Raw genomic sequence first — 18,396 nt, forward strand, 5'->3', positions numbered from 1 at the left:
TGCCCCCTGGCCCGGCGCCCGGGGGCAGTTTTGCTTGTGTCTGCAAGCTTTGCGGGGGGCGGGCCGCTCATCGGCCACGGGGTTTGAAGCCGCAGCAACGGCGCTGCTTGAGGGTAATCAGGGGGGTGCTGTTGCAGTGCATGTGTATACACTTTTTGTATGGATTCCTAAGCAATAACACTGGCTTATTCAGTCAAATTCCCCGCATGAGGAGTGATAAAGATGCAATCTGACAAACACCCCGTTGACCAGGTGCTGCCCCTGGGGCGCCTCACCACCTTGGGCTTGCAGCATGTACTGGTCATGTACGCGGGGGCCGTGGCGGTGCCGCTGATCGTGGGCCGCGCACTCAACCTCGATTCCCACCAGATAGCCAAGCTGATCTCGGCCGATCTGTTCGTCTGCGGTCTGGTCACCTTGATTCAGGCCTGGGGCGCGACCCGCTGGTTTGGCATCAAGCTGCCGGTGATGATGGGCGTGACCTTTGCCAGCGTGGCGCCGATGATCTCGATGGCGCAGACCAATGGCGGCGTCTATGGCGCAGGCCTGATCTTTGGCTCGGTCATCGGGGCGGGGGTCATCTCGATACTGATCTCACCGCTGGTCAGCCGCATGCTGCGGTTCTTCCCGCCGGTCGTCACCGGCACCATCATCACCGTCATCGGCATCAGCCTGATGCGCGTGGGCATCAACTGGATCTTTGGCAACCCCGCCGGCCCCACCGCGCCTTCGGTGCCCAATCCCGAGCATGTCAAATGGCTGCAGAGTGCGCAGGTGGCCGCTGGCGCGCCCGGCTCGGCGCTGCCCCCCATCCCCCATGGGCTGGCGATTCTGCCGTCGGTCCCCAACCCCCGCTATGCGGACCTGAGCGGGGTGGGCATCTCTGCGTTGGTGCTGGTCTCCATCCTGCTGATCACCAAGTTCGCCAAGGGCTTCATGGCCAATATCGCGGTGCTGGCCGGCATTGTCATTGGCGCCATCGTCGCCTCGGCGATGGGCTTGATGACCTATGAAAAAGTGGCGCATGCCGAATGGTTTGATTTTGTGATGCCGTTCGAGATTGCGATGCCGGTGTTCGACCCCATCCTGATCCTGACGATGACCCTGGTGATGATCGTCGTGATGATCGAATCGGTCGGCATGTTCCTGGCGCTGGGCGACATGACGAACAAGGAGGTGACCCCGGCCGACCTGACCCGGGGCCTGCGCACCGATGGCCTGGGCACCTTGCTGGGCGGCATCTTCAACACCTTCCCCTATACCAGCTTCTCGCAAAACGTGGGCCTGGTGGCAGTCACCGGCATCCAGAGCCGCTTTGTCTGCGTGGCTGGCGGCTTCATCCTGATCATTCTGGGCGTGCTGCCCAAGCTGGGCGCGCTGGTCGAATCGCTGCCGACGATGGTGCTCGGCGGTGCGGGTCTGGTCATGTTCGGCATGGTCGCTGCCACCGGCATCCGCATCCTGTCGAATGTGGACTTCCGCCATAACCGCTACAACGCCATGGTGGTGGCGGTGTCCATCGGCGTCGGCATGATTCCGCTGATTGCACCGCAATTCCGCCAGTGGATGCCCCACGCCATCCACCCGCTGATCGAATCGGGCATCCTGCTGGCCTCCATCTGTGCGGTGGCGTTGAACCTGTTTTTCAACGGCGCCAAACTTGACCAGGCCCAGATCATCAAGGCTGCGCAGCAAGCAGATGCCCACTGACAAGATTGCTGCGGTGCAGCATCAAAACTTAGGCCCACTGCCCCATAGGGGTGGGCCTGCGCCTTTATCATCAGCTGGGTTCACACTGGATTGATTCACTCTTATGGCACAACAACTGTCCGCCGCCGAACAGGCACTGCGCGAAGCCGCACTCGAATACCATCGCAGCCCCAGCAAGGGCAAGATCTCCGTCACCCCCACCAAGCCGCTGTCCAACCAGCGTGACCTGTCGCTGGCCTATTCGCCAGGCGTGGCCTACCCTTGCCTGGACATCGAAGCCGATCCCAGCCTGGCAGCCGACTACACCTCGCGCGGCAACCTGGTCGGTGTGATCACCAACGGCACCGCCGTGCTGGGCCTGGGCGATATCGGCCCGCTGGCCAGCAAGCCGGTGATGGAAGGCAAGGGCTGCCTGTTCAAGAAGTTCGCCGGCGTCGATGTGTTCGACATCGAGCTGGCCGAGCGCGATCCAGACAAGCTGATCGACATCATCGCCAGCCTCGAGCCCACGCTGGGCGGCATCAACCTCGAAGACATCAAGGCACCCGAGTGCTTCTACATCGAGCAAGAGCTGTCCAAGCGCATGAACATTCCGGTGTTCCATGACGACCAGCACGGCACGGCCATCATCTCCAGCGCTGCGCTGCTCAACGGCCTGGAACTGGTCGACAAGCAAATCGGCAACGTGAAGATCGCCGTCTCCGGCGCGGGCGCTGCAGCCATTGCCTGCGTCGATGTGATGGTGGGCCTCGGCGTCAAGCGCGAGAACATCTTCATGGTCGACTCCAAGGGCGTGATCTACGAAGGCCGCCCTGGCAACCTCGATGCCTCCAAGGCGCGCTACGCGCAAAAGACCGAAGCCCGTACCCTGGCCGACGTGGTCAACGGCGCTGACGTGTTCCTGGGCTGCTCCGCCCCCGGCGTGCTGACAGCCGACATGGTCAAGACCATGGCCGACAAGCCCATCATCCTGGCGCTGGCCAACCCCGAGCCGGAAATCCGCCCTGAGCTGGCCAAGGCCGTTCGTCCCGATTGCATCATCGCCACCGGCCGTTCGGACTACCCGAACCAGGTCAACAACGTGCTGTGCTTCCCCTACATCTTCCGTGGCGCGCTCGATTGCGGCGCCAGCAAGATCACCGAGGCGATGAAGCTGGCCTGCGTGCGCGAAATCGCCGCGCTGGCCAAGCAGGACGTCAGCGACGAAGTGGCTGCCGCCTACCAGGGCAAGGAGCTGAAGTTCGGCCCCGACTACCTGATCCCCACCCCGTTCGACACGCGCCTGATCCTGCGCATTGCGCCCGCCGTGGCCAAGGCTGCGCAAGAGTCCGGCGTGGCTGCACGCCCGATCGAAGACATCAACGCCTACCGTGAGAACCTCACCCGCTTCGTCTACCAGACCAGCATGTTCATGCGCCCGGTGTTTGCTGCGGCCAAGAGCCATGTGCAACGCGTGGCCTACGCCGAAGGCGAAGACGAGCGCGTGCTGCGCGCTGTGCAGGTCGCCGTGGACGACGGCCTGGCCAAGCCTATCCTGATCGGCCGCCCGGCCGTCATCGAAGCCCGCATCGCCAAGGCCGGTCTGCGCCTGCAACTGGGCAAGGATGTGGACATCGTCGATCCGGAAGATGACCCCCGCTTCCGCCAGTACTGGGAGGCCTACCACGCCCTGATGGGCCGCAATGGCGTGACCCCCGAGGTCGCCAAGTCTGCCGTGCGCCGCTCCAACACCGTGATCGCCGCGCTGATGGTGCACCTGGGCGATGCCGATGCGATGCTGTGTGGCGTGATGGGCCGCTTCGACAAGCACCTGGGCCATATCGAAGACGTGCTGGGCCACCAGACCGATGCCAACCGCCTGGCCACCGTGAACGCGCTGATGTTGGAAAACCGCACGCTGTTCATCGCCGACACCTACATCAACGAAGACCCGACCGCCGAAGAGCTGGCCCAGATCGCCAAGCTTGCCGCGCAAGAGGTGCAGCGCTTTGGTCTGCCACCCAAGGTGGCCTTCCTGTCGCACAGCAACTACGGCTCGTCCACCCGCAAGTCGGCGCTCAAGATGCGCGCTGCCCGCGACCTGTTTGCCGCTGCCAACCCCGACATCGAATGCGATGGCGAGATGCATGGCGACGCCGCGCTGGACGAACACGTGCGCGAGCGCACCCTCATCGAGTCGAGCCTGACCGGTGAAGCCAATGTGCTGATCTGCCCGAACCTGGACGCAGCGAACATTCTGTTCAATGTGCTCAAGACCACGGCATCGCACGGCACCACCATCGGCCCGATCCTGCTGGGCAGCGAGGCACCCGCCCATGTGCTGACCCCATCGTCCACCGTGCGCCGCGTGGTCAACATGACCGCCCTGGTCGCCGCCCAGGCCCAGGCCCGCAAGGAAGGCAAGTAAGCGCTGGCGCGGCACCCGCCGCGCCTTGGCTTGATTTGCACGGATAACCCCAAGATAGCCCCAGGCACCGCGCCTGGGGCTTTTTTACGTCTGCCACTCAGCCACGGCGGCTTTCAGCACGCCCCCGTCACCAGCCGGTCAAACAGCTGCGCATCGCCCATCTGCCCGCCTTTGAGCATCAGCTCCAGCCCATCGATGCGCGCTTCATCGCTGCGCGCCACACTCATGGTCACGCCAGGCGCCAAGGTGCTGTGGAAGGCCAGCCCCCACAGCCCCAAAGCCTGCGTTGCCAGGCTGGAGGTATCGCCGCCTGCAATGCCCAGGCGCCGCAAGGGCTGGCCCTGTGCGGCCAGCAGACGCAAGGTCTCTGCCACCAGCTGCGCGCTGCGCTGTGCCACTGCTGCCGTCGTGGCCGCATCCACCGCTTGGCTGGGCCGGCTGGTGTGCGCCAGCATAGGGCGCCCCTCGTGCAGGCCCTGGGCCAGCTGGGCCGCACAGGCGCTCAGATAGCCCTCCTCGGCCAGCAGCCGGCCCACCTCCACCTCCCGCTTGTCAAACTGCTGGCTGGCCGCGATCTGCTGGCGGGAGACCGGCGACAAGCTGCCGACCAGCACCAGCACCGGGCCCTGCGCGGGCGCCAGCGGTTCAGCCGCTGGCACATCGCCCAACCATCCCAGTTGGCGCCAGCCTGCTATCAGGCACTGCTCCACGCCGCTGGGCCCCACGGCCAGCAACGGCGCTTGCTGCGCACGCGCCCACAGCAGCGCGCCAATCTGCGGCAGCTGGGCTTCGTGCACCAGGTCGATCAGCAAGGCATCTGGCAAGGGGCGCTCTCCCTCTTGCACTTGCATCCAGCGCAGCAGCACCTCGGTATCGCTGCCCGCCAGCTCCAGCTGCCGGGTGCTCAGCAACCTAATATCGGCCAGCCCCTGTTTGGCCAGGTGCAGGCGCAGATCGGCCTCGTCCATCGGGGTGACGGGGTGCTGCCGCATCGTGGGGTGGCGGTCAAGGCGCTGCACCGCGCCGCCCGGCCCGGCCTGCGCAAACAGGTTGCCAAAGGCACAAAAGCGCCCGATATTGGGCTGGCCGCCAACGATGACTGCCGGCGATGCGGGAGCCACCTTGCGCAATGCCGCCACCGCCGCGCCAATGCTGCCCACATGCGGGGCGCTGTCAAAGGTGGAGCAGCATTTGTAGTGCAGCAGCGGCGCGCCGCTGGCAGCCATGAACTGCGCCACCGGCGCCAGCACATCGGCCATTGCGTTGGGGCTCAGACTGCGGGCCGCACCGGCGATGCCCATGGCCTGCAAGGGCCCGGCTTTGGCCCGCTGCGCTCCGGTCGGCACATCCAGAAAAAGCAGAGAACGCAGGCCCGCCTGCGCCACCGTGGCCAGGGTGTCGGTGGCACCGGTAAAGTCATCGCCATACCAGACGACGGCGGGCTTGCCGCGCAGCAAGGTATCCAGCATGGCGCTATCCGCGCTTGCCAAAAAACTGCAGCGCGCGCCCCAGCTCCGGCGCATGCCCGGCATAGTCGTCCAGGCTGCTGCCTTCGCGCATGGCAGCCCAGGCCTGGCGAATGCTCAGCACGCCGGCAGCCGGGCCATCGGGGTGCGCCAGAATGCCCCCGCCCGCCATGAACAGCAGGTCATCGCTCTGCAATGCCGCCCAGGTGGCCGGCACCGTACCCGCCCACTGGCCCGATGAGAAGGCCGGCAGCACCCGGTCGTCCTGCGCGGCGGACAGGCGCCGCTGGCAGTCCTGTGCGGACTCCACCACCTCGGCATCGGGCTGGGCAAACTTGCCTTGCAGCCCATGCACATGCACATGGTCCACACCGGCCAGGCGCCACAGGGTCTGGTAGGCCTGGTAGCCCATGCCCAGCATCGGGTCGCGCGACAGCGCGCCATAGCCATTGCGGTGCGCATGCAGCGCTAGCGGGGTGTGGCGCCGCAGGCTCTCGATGCCCGACAGCCCGCACCAGTTGATGCTGGCCATCACGCAGCTGCCGCCCTCCTGCTGCACCAGATCGGCATGGCGCAGCATGGCACTGGTTTCATCGCTGATGTTGAAGGCTACCATCACCCATTTGCCGGTGCGCTCCCGGTGCTCGCGGACCACGCGCATCACCGCCGGAATACGCTCCCGCAGCGGTGCATGCGCGGGGTTGGCCGATACCTCGTCGTCCTTGATAATGTCCACGCCCGCATCGCAGAGCTGCCGCACCAGGTCGGCCGTCTGCTGGGCGGACAGGCCCACATTCGGCTTGATGATGGTCCCGACCATGGCACCATGGGCAGCGCCAATGCTGCGCCGGGTGCCGGCCACCCCCAAGGCGGGCAGATCAAACTGGTCACGGTAGTCCGGCGGCAGGTCCAGGCACTCCAGCCGCAGGCCTGACACCTCTCCCAGGTCATACAGATTGCCGCTGACCGTGGCGGCCAAGGTGGGCAGGTTGGCGCCCACATTGGCAATGGGGAAGGCAATGCGCACGCGCGCACGCTGCCAGTGGGCACCCGCGCCATAGCCTTGGCGCGCCAGCCAGGCATTGGGCAGGCTGGGCCGCTCCACCGTGCCCAGCGGCTGCACCCGCAGCACCTGGGCACGCGCGCGTGCCCGCAGGTCATCGGTCTCGCCCGCCACGCGGGTGAAGGTGCCGCAGGATTGCTCACCGGCCATCACCTCGGCCACGGCCTCGGGCGCCAGTGGCGTCTCGATCAGGTAGCTGGCTTCAAAATGGGTAGATGTCATCGCATGTCCAGGCCCAGTGCGGGCCGGCCTTCACAGGGTGTTGAGGTCGGGGAAAGGGCGCACGGGGTTCTGGCCATCCCAGTCCTGGGAGGCCGCGCGGATCAGGTCAAACATCCTGCCCTTGGGGCCCATCACCTCGGACAGCTCGATCACCGTGCCCGGGTGGTACTCGGTGTCAAAGTAGATAAAGCGGCCGTTCTTGCCCACCTCGCCACTCATCTGCGGCGTGAAGCCCTGCGCCAGCAGGCGCTGCAGATCGGCGTCGTAGTCGGTGGTCCAGTACGCCACATGCTGCAGGCCCGTGCGGCCGGCGCGCAAAAAGTCACGGTACATCGATGGCACATCGTTGCGCACCTGTATCAGCTCCACCTGCACAAAGCCCGAGTTGGCCAGCGCCACCGAGTTGTGGGGCTGGTAGCGCTCGCCCGCGTACCGGTAGTTCTCGATCGGCACCTTCGGGTTGTAAAACCAGGGGCCCACGCCCAGGGTCTCGCTCCAGTACTTCATCGCAGCCTCGATATCGTTGACCACATAGCCCAGCTGGCGGATTTCTCCCAAAAAGCGGCTCATAGCTTGTCCTTCGTTTGTTGTAGGGTTGGTTGTTGCGTTGATGGCATGGGCGCTGCCTCATGTGGGTGCACGCGATACAGACCCAGACCGGGAAGCGGGCCAGGCGGCCAGGCGGGCCGTGTGGGCCGTGTGGCCGCCGCCCGCTTATAAAAATCCGGTGGAAATCCAGGGAATGGCCGCGACAAAGAGCAGCCCGACGAACAGCGCCAGCATGTAGCCGCCGATGGGCCGGATACCCTCGTTGGGGTTGACCTTGCTGATCGCGCAGGCGCCGTAGTAGCCCACGCCAAAGGGCGGCGCAAACAGGCCGATGCCCATCGCAAAGATCACGACCATCGCGTAATGCACCTCGTGCACGCCCACCGCTTTGGCGATGGGGAACAGCAGCGGGCCAAACAGCACGATGGCGGGGATGCCTTCGAGCACACTGCCCAGCACGATGAAGCAGACGATGGAGATCGCCAGAAAGCCCCAGCTGCCGCCGGGCATGCTGGTCATCGCCTTGGCCAGGTCGGCCGAGAAGCCCGACTGCGTCAGCCCCCAGGCCATGCCGGTAGCGCAGCCCACAATCAGCATGATCGCGCCCGACAGCGAAGCGGTCTCCACCAGCATGGGTTTGAGGCGCCGCCAGTCAAAGCAGCGGTAGATGAACAGGCCCACCAGCACCGAATAGACCACGCCGATGGTGGAGACCTCGGTCGCCGTCGCAATGCCCTCCACCACGGCAGCGCGGATCACAAAGGGCAAGGCCAGCGCCGGCAACGCAATCACCAGCAGGCGGCCAATCTGCTTGCCGCTGAAGCGCTCGACACCGCCCAGATCCTCTTTGCGGTAACGCCACCACACGACGCAGCACAGCGCTGCGCCCAGCACCACCGCCGGCAGCATGCCGCCGGTAAACAGTGCGGCAATCGATATGCCGGTGACCGAGCCGATCGTGATCAGCACGATGGACGGCGGAATGGTCTCCGTCTGCGCACCGGTGGCCGACAGCAGCGCGACCAGGTCTCCCTCCTTGGCGCCGCGCTTTTTCATCTCAGGGAACAGCACTGGCGCAATCGCGGCCATGTCGGCCACCTTCGATCCCGAAATGCCCGAGACCAGGTACATCGCGCCAATCAGCACATAGGACAGGCCCCCGCGCACGCGACCCAGCAGGCTGGCCAGAAATTGGATCATCGCCTTGGCCATGCCGGTCATCTCGATCAGCGAGCCCAGAAAAATGAACATCGGCACCGCCAGCATGATCAGGTGCGACATGCCCTCATCGAGCCGCCCCACCATCACCACCAGCGGCGTGCGTGTGGTCAGCGCCAGGTAGCCAAAGGTGGCGAGCGCAAACGAGAACGCAATCGGCACACCCGCAAACACCGTGCCCGCCACCACCAGCACAAAGAAGATGACCAGGTTGAACTTGCCCAGGCTCTTGAACAACGGCTGGCACAGCCAGAACAGCAGCACCAGCGCGGCCACCAGCGCCACCGCGGCCAGCGCCTTTTGCCAGCTGCTTTGCGTCAGCAGCCGCAGCAAGGCCACCACGGCCATCAGGCCCATGCCCGCCGGCAGCGCAGCAGCCCGCCAGGCATTGCTCAGCTCCATCGCCGGGGTGGTGATAAAGGCCTCTTCCTCCGCATATTCGTAGGCGGGGCCCAGCACCATCAGCAAAAAGGCCAGCGACGCGGCCAGCGCAAAGGCTTCCAGCGCTGCGCGCAGGCCCGGCCGCACGTTGTTGATGAATGCCGTCATGCGCATGTGCTCGCCCCGGCGCAGCGCCACCACGGCACCCAGCATGGACAGCCACAGAAACATCAGCGAAGCCAGCTCATCGGACCAGACCAGCGGCTGGTGGAACACATAGCGCGCCACCACGCCGGCAAACAGCACGATGATTTCGGCCAGCACCAGGGCGGCGGCTGCCGTCTCGACGATGGCGCCCAGGCCACGGTCAACGCCACGCGCCAGCGAGGCCAAGGCGTTGGCGGGCGGCGCAGCAGAGAGCCCCGCCAGCGCGGGGGTTGCAGGGTGGGACATGGCAATGCTCTTTCAGGACGTGAATCAGTGCATCGCTCAAGCGAGCTTGCCAACGGCGCCTTCGAGCAGGCTCCACACATCCTTGCCAAAGCGGCCTTGCCAATCCTTGTAAAAGCCCGAGCTGCGCAGCGCGGCGCGAAAGCTCTCCGCATCGGGCTGGTTGAACTGCAGGCCCTTGCTCGCCAGATCGGCCTGTACCGAGGCATTGAGCTGGCTGATATCCGCCCGCTGCGCCATGCCGGCATCGTTGATCGCCGTGGCCACGATCTTCTTCAGATCGGCCGGCAGGCTCTCCCACATGCGGCCGTTGGCAATGAACCAGTAGCCATCCCAGATATGGTTGGTCAGCGAGCAGAACTTCTGCACCTCGTAGAGCTTGGCCACCTGGATGATGGGCAGCGGGTTCTCCTGCGCATCCACAATCCGGGTCTGCAGCGACGAGTACACCTCGGAGAACTGCAGGCTGGCCGGTGCAGCGCCCAGGCCCTTGAACATCGCAATCGGCATCGGGCTCACCGGCACGCGGATCTTGAGGCCATCCATGTCCTTGGCGCTGTGCACCGCGCCCTTGCTGCTGGTGGTCTGGCGGAAACCGTTGTCCCACATCTTCTCGAACGCATAGAGCTTGCGCTTGGCAATCTCGGCCCGCACCATCGCGCCCAGCGGGCCATCCATCGCCTTCCAGACCTGGTCGTAGTTGGTAAACGCAAAACCCACTGCATTGATGGCCGCAGCCGGCACCAGGGTCGCAATCACCAGCGCCGATGGCGTGAAGAAATCGATACCGCCCGAGCGCACCTGCGCCAGCATGTCGGTATCACCGCCGAGCTGGTTGTTGGGGTAGATGGCCAGCTCGACGCGGCCATTGCTTTCCTTGCGGATGCGGTCCGCCGCCTCTTGCGCGCGGATGTTGAGCGGGTGGCTCAGCGGCAGGTTGTTGCCGTATTTGAGCGAGAACTCGGCGGCACGCGCAACCAATGGAAAGCCCGACACCATGCCTGCGGCAGGCAAGGCAGTCAGTCCCTTGATGAGGGAACGGCGGCTGAGTTCGTTCATGCTTGTCTCCTGATATTTGATTTGAATTGATGTAATGGCACAGATCTCATACTGGAAGATAGGCAAACGGCTTGCTATAGTCAAACGCACAAAATGATTGAATTTGATGTTTTCTGATGCCTCATAGCCCCGCAGCACCGCCGCAGCGCCTCACGCTCAAAACCGTGGCCGCCCTGGCGGGTGTCTCTACCGCCACCGCCGACCGGGTGCTGAACCAGCGCCCCGGCGTGCGCCCCATCACCGTGCAGAAGGTGCGCCAGGCCGCCCAGGCGCTGGGCTACCTGCCCGATGCGCTTGCCAATGCCGCGCCGCAATCCGCGCCCTGGAAGCTGGCCTTTGTGCTGCCCCAAGGGCAGAACCCCTACCTGCGCATGCTGGGCGACACCATTGGTTTTTCAGAAAGCCACCAGGCGCCGTTCAACGTCAAATGCCAGGTGGAATATGTCGAAAGCTTCAACCCCGAAGCGCTGGCCGCCACCTTGCTGCGCCTGGGCAAACGGGTGCAGGGCATCGCCTTCATGGCGATCGAGCACCCCGCCGTGCGCGAAGCGGTGCAGCAACTCGCCGAGCGGGGCGTGCCGACGTTGACCGTCATCTCCGACCTGGACAACAGCGCCCGCATCGCCTATGTGGGACTGGACAACCGGGCCGCCGGCCGCACCGCCGCCTACCTGCTGGCCCGCTTTATCGGCAGCCAGCGCCGCGATGCGCAAATCGCGCTGATTGCAGGGTCGCGCAGCTACCTGGCGCATGAAGAACGCGAAGGCGGCTTTCTGCAACTGCATGCCGAGCAGTTCCCCGACATGCAGATCCTGGGCCTGCGCGAGAGCTACGACGACTCGTCCCGCAACTACCAGCAGACCAAGGAGCTGCTGCAGCGCCACCCGCATATCGCCGGCATCTACAACATCGGGGGTTCATCGGATGGGGTAGGCCGCGCGCTGCAGGAAGCCGGCCGCGAGCACCAGGTCGTCCTCATCGGCCACGGCCTCACCCCCGACACCCGCGCGCTGCTGATCAACGGCACGATGGACGCGGTCATCACCCAAAGCCACCTGGGCATCATCATGAGCTGCATCCGCATGTTCAGCAATCTGCGCGACCAGCTCGACACGATGACGGCGGTGGACATCGTGCGCAGCCAGGTCATCTTTCGGGAAAATTTGCCTTGAGGGGCCTGGCCCCGCCCCTCAATCGGCGGCGATGACCGCGCCCGTTTTGCGTTTGGGTCTGGCCGCCTTCGCGCGCTCGCGGGCCAAGGTCTCATGCGCATGCGCCGTCAGCAGGTCCAGCACCCGGTCGAAGACCTCGCGCTCCTCGCTGCTGAGCACCGAGAGCAGTTCCTCATTGCGCTTGACGGCCTTGGGGAACACCTTGCGGTAGAGCTGCTTGCCCTTGGCCGTGAGGCTCAACTGCACGCCCCGTCCGTCCGACAGGTCCGCGCCGCGCTGCAGCAGGCCCCGGTCAATCATCAAAGACACCGCACGGCTGGCCAGGCTCTTGTCGATGTTCACCTCCCGCGCCAGGCCTTGCAGCGACATCGGCGCATTCGCACCCAGCATGCCCAGAATCCGCCACTCCCGGGGGTCCAGCTCGAAATCACGTTGGTTCGACTCCGCAGCCAGGCGGCTCCAATGGCTGGCAAGCATGTTCAGGCGAAACGACACCAGCTCCTTGAAATGGCTGGCGGTCCTGGGCTCCTGAGCCTCTGCGGAAGGCATGCGGTCTGTTTTGGGCATTCCTGAAGTATAGAAAATCACGGAGACCATTGGCCCCGTTTTCGGCGAATTCTGAGCGACGCGGTGCCTGAAGCCACCAGGCGGTCGGCCGCATCGCGGATCTCGGCCCGGCAAAACACCAGGGTTTGGGCCGCATGCGCCACCCAGGCGCTGACCTGGAGCTCGCCTTCTGCCGGCTGCATGTACTGCACATGCAGGTCGGTCGTGCCCCCCAGCTCCTCCACCCCGTCCAGCGTACGGCTGGCACGGGCCATGGCGCTGTCAAGCATGCTGGCGAGCACCCCGCCATGGATGGCGCCCCGCCGGTTGAGCAGCTCCTTGTGCGGCGCAAGCCGGAGCACGGCACGCCCTTCGGCGGCCGTCTCGGTCACCAGCCCTAACCATTGGGCAAACGGCGCCACGTCCGGCAAGGCGGTGGGCGCTGGCACAGGGTCGGCAGCAGTCATACCCGTGGACTGGAGCGGCATCGGTCCTCCAAAAATACCTGCGCTACTCATCGCACTGCACTGCGCAAAGGGTTCAAGCCGCTGCGCACGACGCGGGCATGCAGCTCCCGCCCCAGTACCGCTTCGCACCGCTCGGCGGTCTCCAGCAAGGCCTGCATGTCGATGCCGGTCTTGACACCCATGTTTTCGAACAGGTCGATCAGGTCCTCGCTGCTGACATTGCCCGTGTGGCCGCCGCCGTATTTCACCTTGGCAGGATGGCCCCCCACACCGCCCATCGCGCAGTCAAAGTGCCGCACACCGGCATCCAGCGCAGCCACGTAGTTCACCAGGCCGGTGCCCCGAGTGTCATGGAAATGCGCAACCGGCGTCACATCGGGGTAGGCCACGCGCATGCGCCGGAACAGCTCTGCCGTCACACGCGGCGTGGCCGTGCCGGTCGTGTCGCCCAGGGTCACATGGCGCACCCCGGCATCCCGGAAGCGCCCCACATCCTCCAGCACACTGTCCGGGTCGACCCCGCCTTCGAAAGGGCAGCCAAAGGCCATCGAGATCGTCCCGATCAGCCGGAACTGCCCACCAGCGGCTGCGGCCATCTGCGCAATGTTCTGCCATTGGTCGGCCCGGCTGCGGGCCAGGTTCTTCAACGAATGCGTGTCGGTGGCCGATACCAGCAGACTGATCTCGTTGGCGCCATGGCCGGCCTCGCGGTCGGCCAGTGCCCGCTCCACCGCCCGCAGATTGGCACAGGTCGCCTTGTAGAACACACCCGCCGCACGCGGCAGCGCCTGCAGCAGCTCGCTGGCATCGGCAAACTGGGGAATCACCTTGGGGTTGGAATACGAGGTCGCCTCGATGCGCGCGAACCCGAGGTCGGCAAAGCGCCGGATCAGGTCCACCTTGGTGGCGGTGGACAGCATCGCCGCCTCATGCTGCAGGCCATCGCGTGCAAAGCATTCGCACAGGACCACATCGCGCCCATCGTCTTCGCGGGAGACAGAAGCGTTCAGCATCATGCGGCCACCGTGTCGGCTTGGATCTTCCACAACTGCAGTGCATGCGCGCGCAGCTTGTTCTTCTGCACCTTGCTGCTGCCCGTCATGCCGATGTGCTCGAAGCTGTCGACCAGCTCCAGGTAACGAGGCACCTTGAAATTCGCACAGCGCGCCTTGCACCAGGCGATGAGCTCATCGCCACTGGCCTGCTGGCCGGGTTTGAGCAGCACAAAAGCACCGGTCACTTCCCCCAGACGGGCATCGGGCACACCAATGACCTGCGCCTGCTGCACCGCAGGGTGGGCGTGCAGCACCTCCTCGACCTCGGCCGGTGCCACGTTCTCGCCGCCCACGCGGTACATGTCCTTGAGCCGCCCGACCATGCGAAAGCGGCCATCGGCACGCTGCTCCCCCATATCGCCGGTGCGCAGCCAGCCGTCCCCGGTCATCGCCTTGGCGGTGGCCTCGGGCATGTTGTAGTAGCCACGCATCACGTTCCAGCCGCGCACCTGGATCTCGCCCTGCCCCTGGCCAGGCGCCACCAGCGCGCCCGTTTGCGCATCGGCAATCCGAACCTCCACCCCCGGGTGGGGCAGCATGAAGCCATCCCGGCGCAGCTCAAACGCATCGTCGTGGTCGCTCAGCAGCACGTTGGGCGAAGCCTCCGACTGGCCATAGGCATTGCAGACATGGGGCACGGCCATCACATCGCGGATCTTCTGCATCACCTCCGGCCCCGCCGCCGCCCAGCCGCCTCTCAGATGCAGGCGTGAGGCATCGAACGCCGCATGCCCCATCAGCATCAGAAAGATCGTGTCGTTGCCCGATGTCAGCGTGCAACGCTCGCGCTCCAGCACCTCCCGCGCCTGTGCCACATCAAACTTGGGCAAGCTGAGCAGGCAGCAGCCCGACACCAGCGACACCAGCACCGACAAGGTGCTGCCCGCCACATGGAAAAACGGCCGGATGCTGAAGTAGCGGTCATCGGCCGTCACACCCATGCGCCGGGCCACGCAGGCCGCGTTGCCCAGCATGTTGGCATGGGTCAGCATCACTCCCTTCGGGAACGAGGTGGTCCCCGAGGTGTACTGGATCAGCAGAATGTCGTCCGGCTGCACCTGCGCTGCCAGCGCGTCCAGCGCCGCACCGCCCACCGGTGCGCCGGCTGCCAGAAATGCCTCATACGAGGTCACCCCCGCAGCATGGCCATTGCCGCCGATGCACACCACCTGGCGCAGCTGGGGCAGCGCCGCACCGGGCAGCTGCGTATCGATGGCGGGCTCCACCTGGCGCAGCAGGCCCGTGAAGTCGATGCCCAGAAAGCTGTCCGCATGGATCAGCAGCCGCACATCGGCCTGCTTCAGACAGAACTGGAGCTCATCAGCCTTGAAGCGGGTATTGATCGGCACCGTTACCGCCCCCACCGTGGCACAGGCAAAAAAGGCAGCGATCCACTCGCCGGAGTTTCCCAGCATCAGGCCCACATGGTCGCCCTTGCCAATGCCGGCAGCATGCAAAGCGGCCGCAATGCGCCGGCTCTGTGCGCTGATCTGCGCCCAGCTCCAGCATTCGCCCGGCCCCACATAGGCCTGTGCCTGGCCCCGCTTCTGGCACACCGCATTCAACACCTGCGCCAGGGTGACAGGCACAGGCACCAGCGCATCATTGAGCAGCTGCATCGCCATCTCCCTTCTTGCCAAAGCCTGCGATGGCCTTCTTCCAGTCGCTGCGGCGCAGATTTTCCTGGATGGCGAGCAGCTCAACCGCCATCGCCCCTTCGCGGGTGGTGTCCAGGCCGGCATCAATGCTGTGCTTGGTCAGCGCCACCGTGAGCGGATGGGCGGCCGCGATCTGCAGCGCCATCGCCTTGACCTGCGCGTCGAACGCATCGCTGCTGAACACATGGTTCACCATGCCCAGTTGCAAGGCCTCCTGGGCGTCGACCACTCGACCGGTGAACAGCAATTCCTTGGCCATGCGCCGCCCCACGATGCGCGGCAGGCGCTGGGTCGCACCCACCGTGCCCCAGCCCACTTCCGGGTACTTGAAGGCGGCAGAAGTATCGGCCAGCACAAAGTCGCAGGCCGCCGCAATCTCGCAGCCCGAGCCATAGGCCGGTCCCTGGATCGCGGCAATGACGGGTTTGGACAGCGCTTCGATCGCCGCATAGGCGGTGAATCCATTGACCCGGCGCGCGATGATCTCTGCGGGGCTCATGCCCTGCCGCTCTTTGAGGTCGGCCCCCGCGCAGAACGCGACGCCTTCACCGCGCACCACGATGACGCGCACCGTATCGGCCTGCTCCAGGGCATCGCAGGCCTCGACCAGCTCCTGGCACATGGCCACATTCAACGCATTGCGGCTTTCAGGCCGGGCCAACCAGAGGGTGGCAACCGCAGCATCCACGTCTATGCGCAGGGTGCTGAACTCAGGAAATGTCTGCATACTCAACAACCTCGGTCTCAGTTTTGCAATTTCATGCCGGTGGCCTGCACCAGCTCGGCCAGGCGTTTTCCATCCACCCGGATGAACTCGGCCGCCTGCGCCTTCATCTGCGGCATGGGCTCCGCGTTCTGGGCCAGCAGCAGCCTCTTGAACTCTGGCTTGGACTGCACCGTCTGCAACGCGGCTGCCAGCTTGTCCACCACCGCCGCTGGCGTCTTGGCCGGCGCGGCGAGCGAATACCAGCTGCCCATTTCGCTGTTGGCAACACCTGCCTCTGCAAAGGTCGGCACATCCGGCATGTCCGGGGAGCGCTTGCTGCCGCCATAGGCCAAGGCCCTCAGGCGGTTGGATTTGACAAACGGAAGCACCGCCGAGATGTTCAGAAACCCGACCTGGGCCACGCCCGCCACCATGTCGTTCACCGCCGGGGCTGCGCCCTTGTAGGGCACATGCAGCAGTTCCACCCCGGCTGCATGCTTGAAGGTTTCCGCACCGATGTGGGGCGATGAGCCCATGCCGGCAGAGGCATAGCTCAACTTGCCCGGCTCGGACTTGGCCAGTGCAATGAACTCCTTGAGCGTCTTGGCCGGCACCGAAGGATGCACCGTCAGCACATTGGGCACATTCGCCACCATGCCGATGAACTCAAAATCGTCGACGCCGTGGTAGGCCACCTTGGTCGCGAGCGGGGTGACGGTATGCGCCGCCGCCGTGCCCAGCAGCAAGGTGTAGCCATCCGGCGCCGCCTTGGCCACAAAGGCCGCCCCGATCGATGCACCTCCGCCCGCCTTGTTCTCGACAATCACCGACTGGCCCAGCAGATCGCCCAGTTCCTTGGCCAGCGCCCGCCCCAACAGGTCGGCAGAGCCGCCCACTGCATAGGGGTTGACCAGGACGATGGGGCGCGACGGGTAGTCGCCCTGGGCCATCGCCCCCGGTGCCGCCAGGCCGGCAGCGGCAAGCACTGCCACCCCGATCAGCGCACGACGAAATTTCAACATGCTTGTCTCCTTGGTTTTTTGATGTCACCTAGTTACCCGGCTGAGTCTCAGATCGCGCCGTCTGCACGCAATCGCTCAATCTCGTCCGCACCCATCGCCAAGCGCTCGCGCAGCACCTCCTCGGTGTGCTCACCCAGCAGCGGCGGGCGCTGAACCTCGGGGTCGTCCAAGCCGTCAAAGCGGAATGGAATGCGCAGGCCACGGAAGCTGCCAATCTGCGGATGCGGGTACTCCACCACCATGCCGCGTGCGGCAACATGCGCATTGCCCAGCACCTCATCGACTTGCAAGATGGGGCCGGCGGGCACCCCCACCGCATCGCAGCGGCGGCACAGCTCATCGCGGTCAAGCTGCGCAATGGCCGCCTGCAGCCCCGCCATCACCTCTTCGCGGCGCGCCAGGCGCTCCGCATTCCTGGCAAGTGCGGCATCGGCGGCCCAGGCCTCCAGGCCCAGCAGGTTGCACAGCGGCGCCCAGTGCTGGTCGCTGCCGGTAATCTGCACCCACTTGCCGTCGGCGCAGACAAAGGCCGCAGAAGGGATGCGCCCCGGGTGCTCCGTGCCCAGCCGCTCGGGCACCTCGCCCAGCGCAAACCAGCGAGCAGCGGCCAGCGACAGCAAGCCCACCTGGCCGTCAAACATCGAAAAGTCCACATGGCTGCCCTTGCCCGACTTGGCGCGGCCCGTCAGCGCCGACAGCACCGCAATCGCCACCCACAGCCCGGAGCTCAGGTCGGCCACCGGCAAACCGGGTTTGACGGGGCCGCCACCGCGCTCCCCGGTCAGGCTCATGATGCCGGCCATGGCCTGGAACACCGTGTCATAGCCCTTTCGCTGGGCATAGGGCCCCGTCATGCCGAAGCCGGTGCAGCTCACGTAAACCAGCTGGTCGTTGACGGCGCGCAGCGCGGGGTAGTCTAGGCCATACTTGCGCAGATTGCCGACTGGAAAGTTCTCCAGCACCACATCGGCCTGTGCGGCCAGCTGGCGCACCACCGCCTGCCCTTGCTCGGAGCGCAGGTTCACCGTCACTGACCGTTTGCTGCGGTTGAAGGCCAGGTAGTAGGCAGAGACCTCGCCGCCCTCGCCGGCAACCTTGGGCTCGAAGGAGCGGGTTTCGTCCCCGGCGCCGGGCTGCTCGATCTTGATGACCTCCGCCCCCAGCTCCGCCAGAATCATCGACGCGAAGGGGCAGGCGAGCACCCGCGACAGATCCAGAATGGTGATGCCTTCCAACGGACGCATG

15 protein-coding genes are annotated in these 18,396 nt (G+C 65.4%); 3 read left to right on the plus strand and 12 right to left on the minus strand.

Annotated features, from left to right (window positions below):
* Positions 1–222: 222 nt before the first annotated feature.
* Positions 223–1,710: a nucleobase:cation symporter-2 family protein gene (locus ACCQ08_RS02270; protein WP_239811157.1), complete on the plus strand. Its 1,488-nt coding sequence runs from the start codon at positions 223–225 to the stop codon at positions 1,708–1,710.
* 103 nt (positions 1,711–1,813) lie between these two features.
* Positions 1,814–4,117, plus strand: coding sequence for an NADP-dependent malic enzyme (locus ACCQ08_RS02275; RefSeq protein ID WP_373448725.1), 2,304 nt, complete (start codon positions 1,814–1,816; stop codon positions 4,115–4,117).
* 113 nt (positions 4,118–4,230) lie between these two features.
* On the opposite strand, the gene ACCQ08_RS02280 is transcribed toward ACCQ08_RS02275, so the two are convergent.
* From ACCQ08_RS02280 to ACCQ08_RS02300, 5 genes are all read right to left on the minus strand, one after another.
* Positions 4,231–5,586: a four-carbon acid sugar kinase family protein gene (locus tag ACCQ08_RS02280; RefSeq protein ID WP_373448726.1), complete on the minus strand. Its 1,356-nt coding sequence runs from the start codon at positions 5,584–5,586 to the stop codon at positions 4,231–4,233.
* A 4-nt stretch (positions 5,587–5,590) separates the two neighbouring features.
* Positions 5,591–6,868 (minus strand): ribulose-bisphosphate carboxylase large subunit family protein, encoded by a 1,278-nt coding sequence (locus ACCQ08_RS02285; RefSeq protein ID WP_373448727.1) that lies wholly within the window; start codon positions 6,866–6,868, stop codon positions 5,591–5,593.
* A 30-nt stretch (positions 6,869–6,898) separates the two neighbouring features.
* The gene (locus ACCQ08_RS02290; protein ID WP_373448728.1) at positions 6,899–7,438 is read right to left on the minus strand and encodes a VOC family protein; all 540 of its coding nucleotides are present in this window, start codon (positions 7,436–7,438) and stop codon (positions 6,899–6,901) included.
* A 144-nt stretch (positions 7,439–7,582) separates the two neighbouring features.
* Entirely contained in the window at positions 7,583–9,469 is a 1,887-nt protein-coding gene (locus ACCQ08_RS02295) for a TRAP transporter large permease subunit (protein WP_373448729.1), read from the minus strand.
* Positions 9,470–9,505: 36 nt separating this feature from the next.
* Entirely contained in the window at positions 9,506–10,525 is a 1,020-nt protein-coding gene (locus ACCQ08_RS02300; protein WP_373448730.1) for a TRAP transporter substrate-binding protein, read from the minus strand.
* A gap of 116 nt (positions 10,526–10,641) precedes the next feature.
* On the opposite strand from ACCQ08_RS02300, the gene ACCQ08_RS02305 reads away from it, so the two are divergent.
* The gene (locus ACCQ08_RS02305; RefSeq protein WP_373448731.1) at positions 10,642–11,697 is read left to right on the plus strand and encodes a LacI family DNA-binding transcriptional regulator; all 1,056 of its coding nucleotides are present in this window, start codon (positions 10,642–10,644) and stop codon (positions 11,695–11,697) included.
* A gap of 18 nt (positions 11,698–11,715) precedes the next feature.
* On the opposite strand, the gene ACCQ08_RS02310 is transcribed toward ACCQ08_RS02305, so the two are convergent.
* Genes ACCQ08_RS02310 through ACCQ08_RS02340 form a run of 7 tightly spaced genes read right to left on the minus strand, consistent with a single transcriptional unit; the run spans position 11,716 to position 18,395 of the window.
* Positions 11,716–12,246 (minus strand): MarR family winged helix-turn-helix transcriptional regulator, encoded by a 531-nt coding sequence (locus tag ACCQ08_RS02310; protein WP_373448732.1) that lies wholly within the window; start codon positions 12,244–12,246, stop codon positions 11,716–11,718.
* A 35-nt stretch (positions 12,247–12,281) separates the two neighbouring features.
* On the minus strand, positions 12,282–12,731 hold the full coding sequence (locus ACCQ08_RS02315) for a PaaI family thioesterase (RefSeq protein ID WP_373448733.1): 450 nt from the start codon (positions 12,729–12,731) through the stop codon (positions 12,282–12,284).
* A 26-nt stretch (positions 12,732–12,757) separates the two neighbouring features.
* A complete protein-coding gene (locus tag ACCQ08_RS02320; protein ID WP_373448734.1) occupies positions 12,758–13,723 on the minus strand; it encodes a hydroxymethylglutaryl-CoA lyase in 966 nt (321 codons plus the stop codon).
* On the minus strand, positions 13,723–15,384 hold the full coding sequence (locus tag ACCQ08_RS02325; protein ID WP_373448735.1) for an AMP-binding protein: 1,662 nt from the start codon (positions 15,382–15,384) through the stop codon (positions 13,723–13,725). Before ACCQ08_RS02325 ends, ACCQ08_RS02320 begins: the two co-directional genes overlap by 1 nt.
* The gene (locus ACCQ08_RS02330) at positions 15,368–16,150 is read right to left on the minus strand and encodes an enoyl-CoA hydratase/isomerase family protein (protein ID WP_312410287.1); all 783 of its coding nucleotides are present in this window, start codon (positions 16,148–16,150) and stop codon (positions 15,368–15,370) included. The genes ACCQ08_RS02325 and ACCQ08_RS02330 overlap by 17 nt, the downstream gene beginning before the upstream one ends.
* A gap of 17 nt (positions 16,151–16,167) precedes the next feature.
* Positions 16,168–17,151, minus strand: a complete 984-nt coding sequence (locus ACCQ08_RS02335) for a Bug family tripartite tricarboxylate transporter substrate binding protein (protein ID WP_373448736.1) — start codon at positions 17,149–17,151, stop codon at positions 16,168–16,170.
* 47 nt (positions 17,152–17,198) lie between these two features.
* Entirely contained in the window at positions 17,199–18,395 is a 1,197-nt protein-coding gene (locus tag ACCQ08_RS02340) for a CaiB/BaiF CoA-transferase family protein (RefSeq protein ID WP_313331647.1), read from the minus strand.
* Position 18,396: the final 1 nt, after the last annotated feature.

Source organism: Comamonas sp. SY3 (genome assembly GCF_041730275.1).
GTDB lineage: Bacteria > Pseudomonadota > Gammaproteobacteria > Burkholderiales > Burkholderiaceae_C > Comamonas > Comamonas sediminis.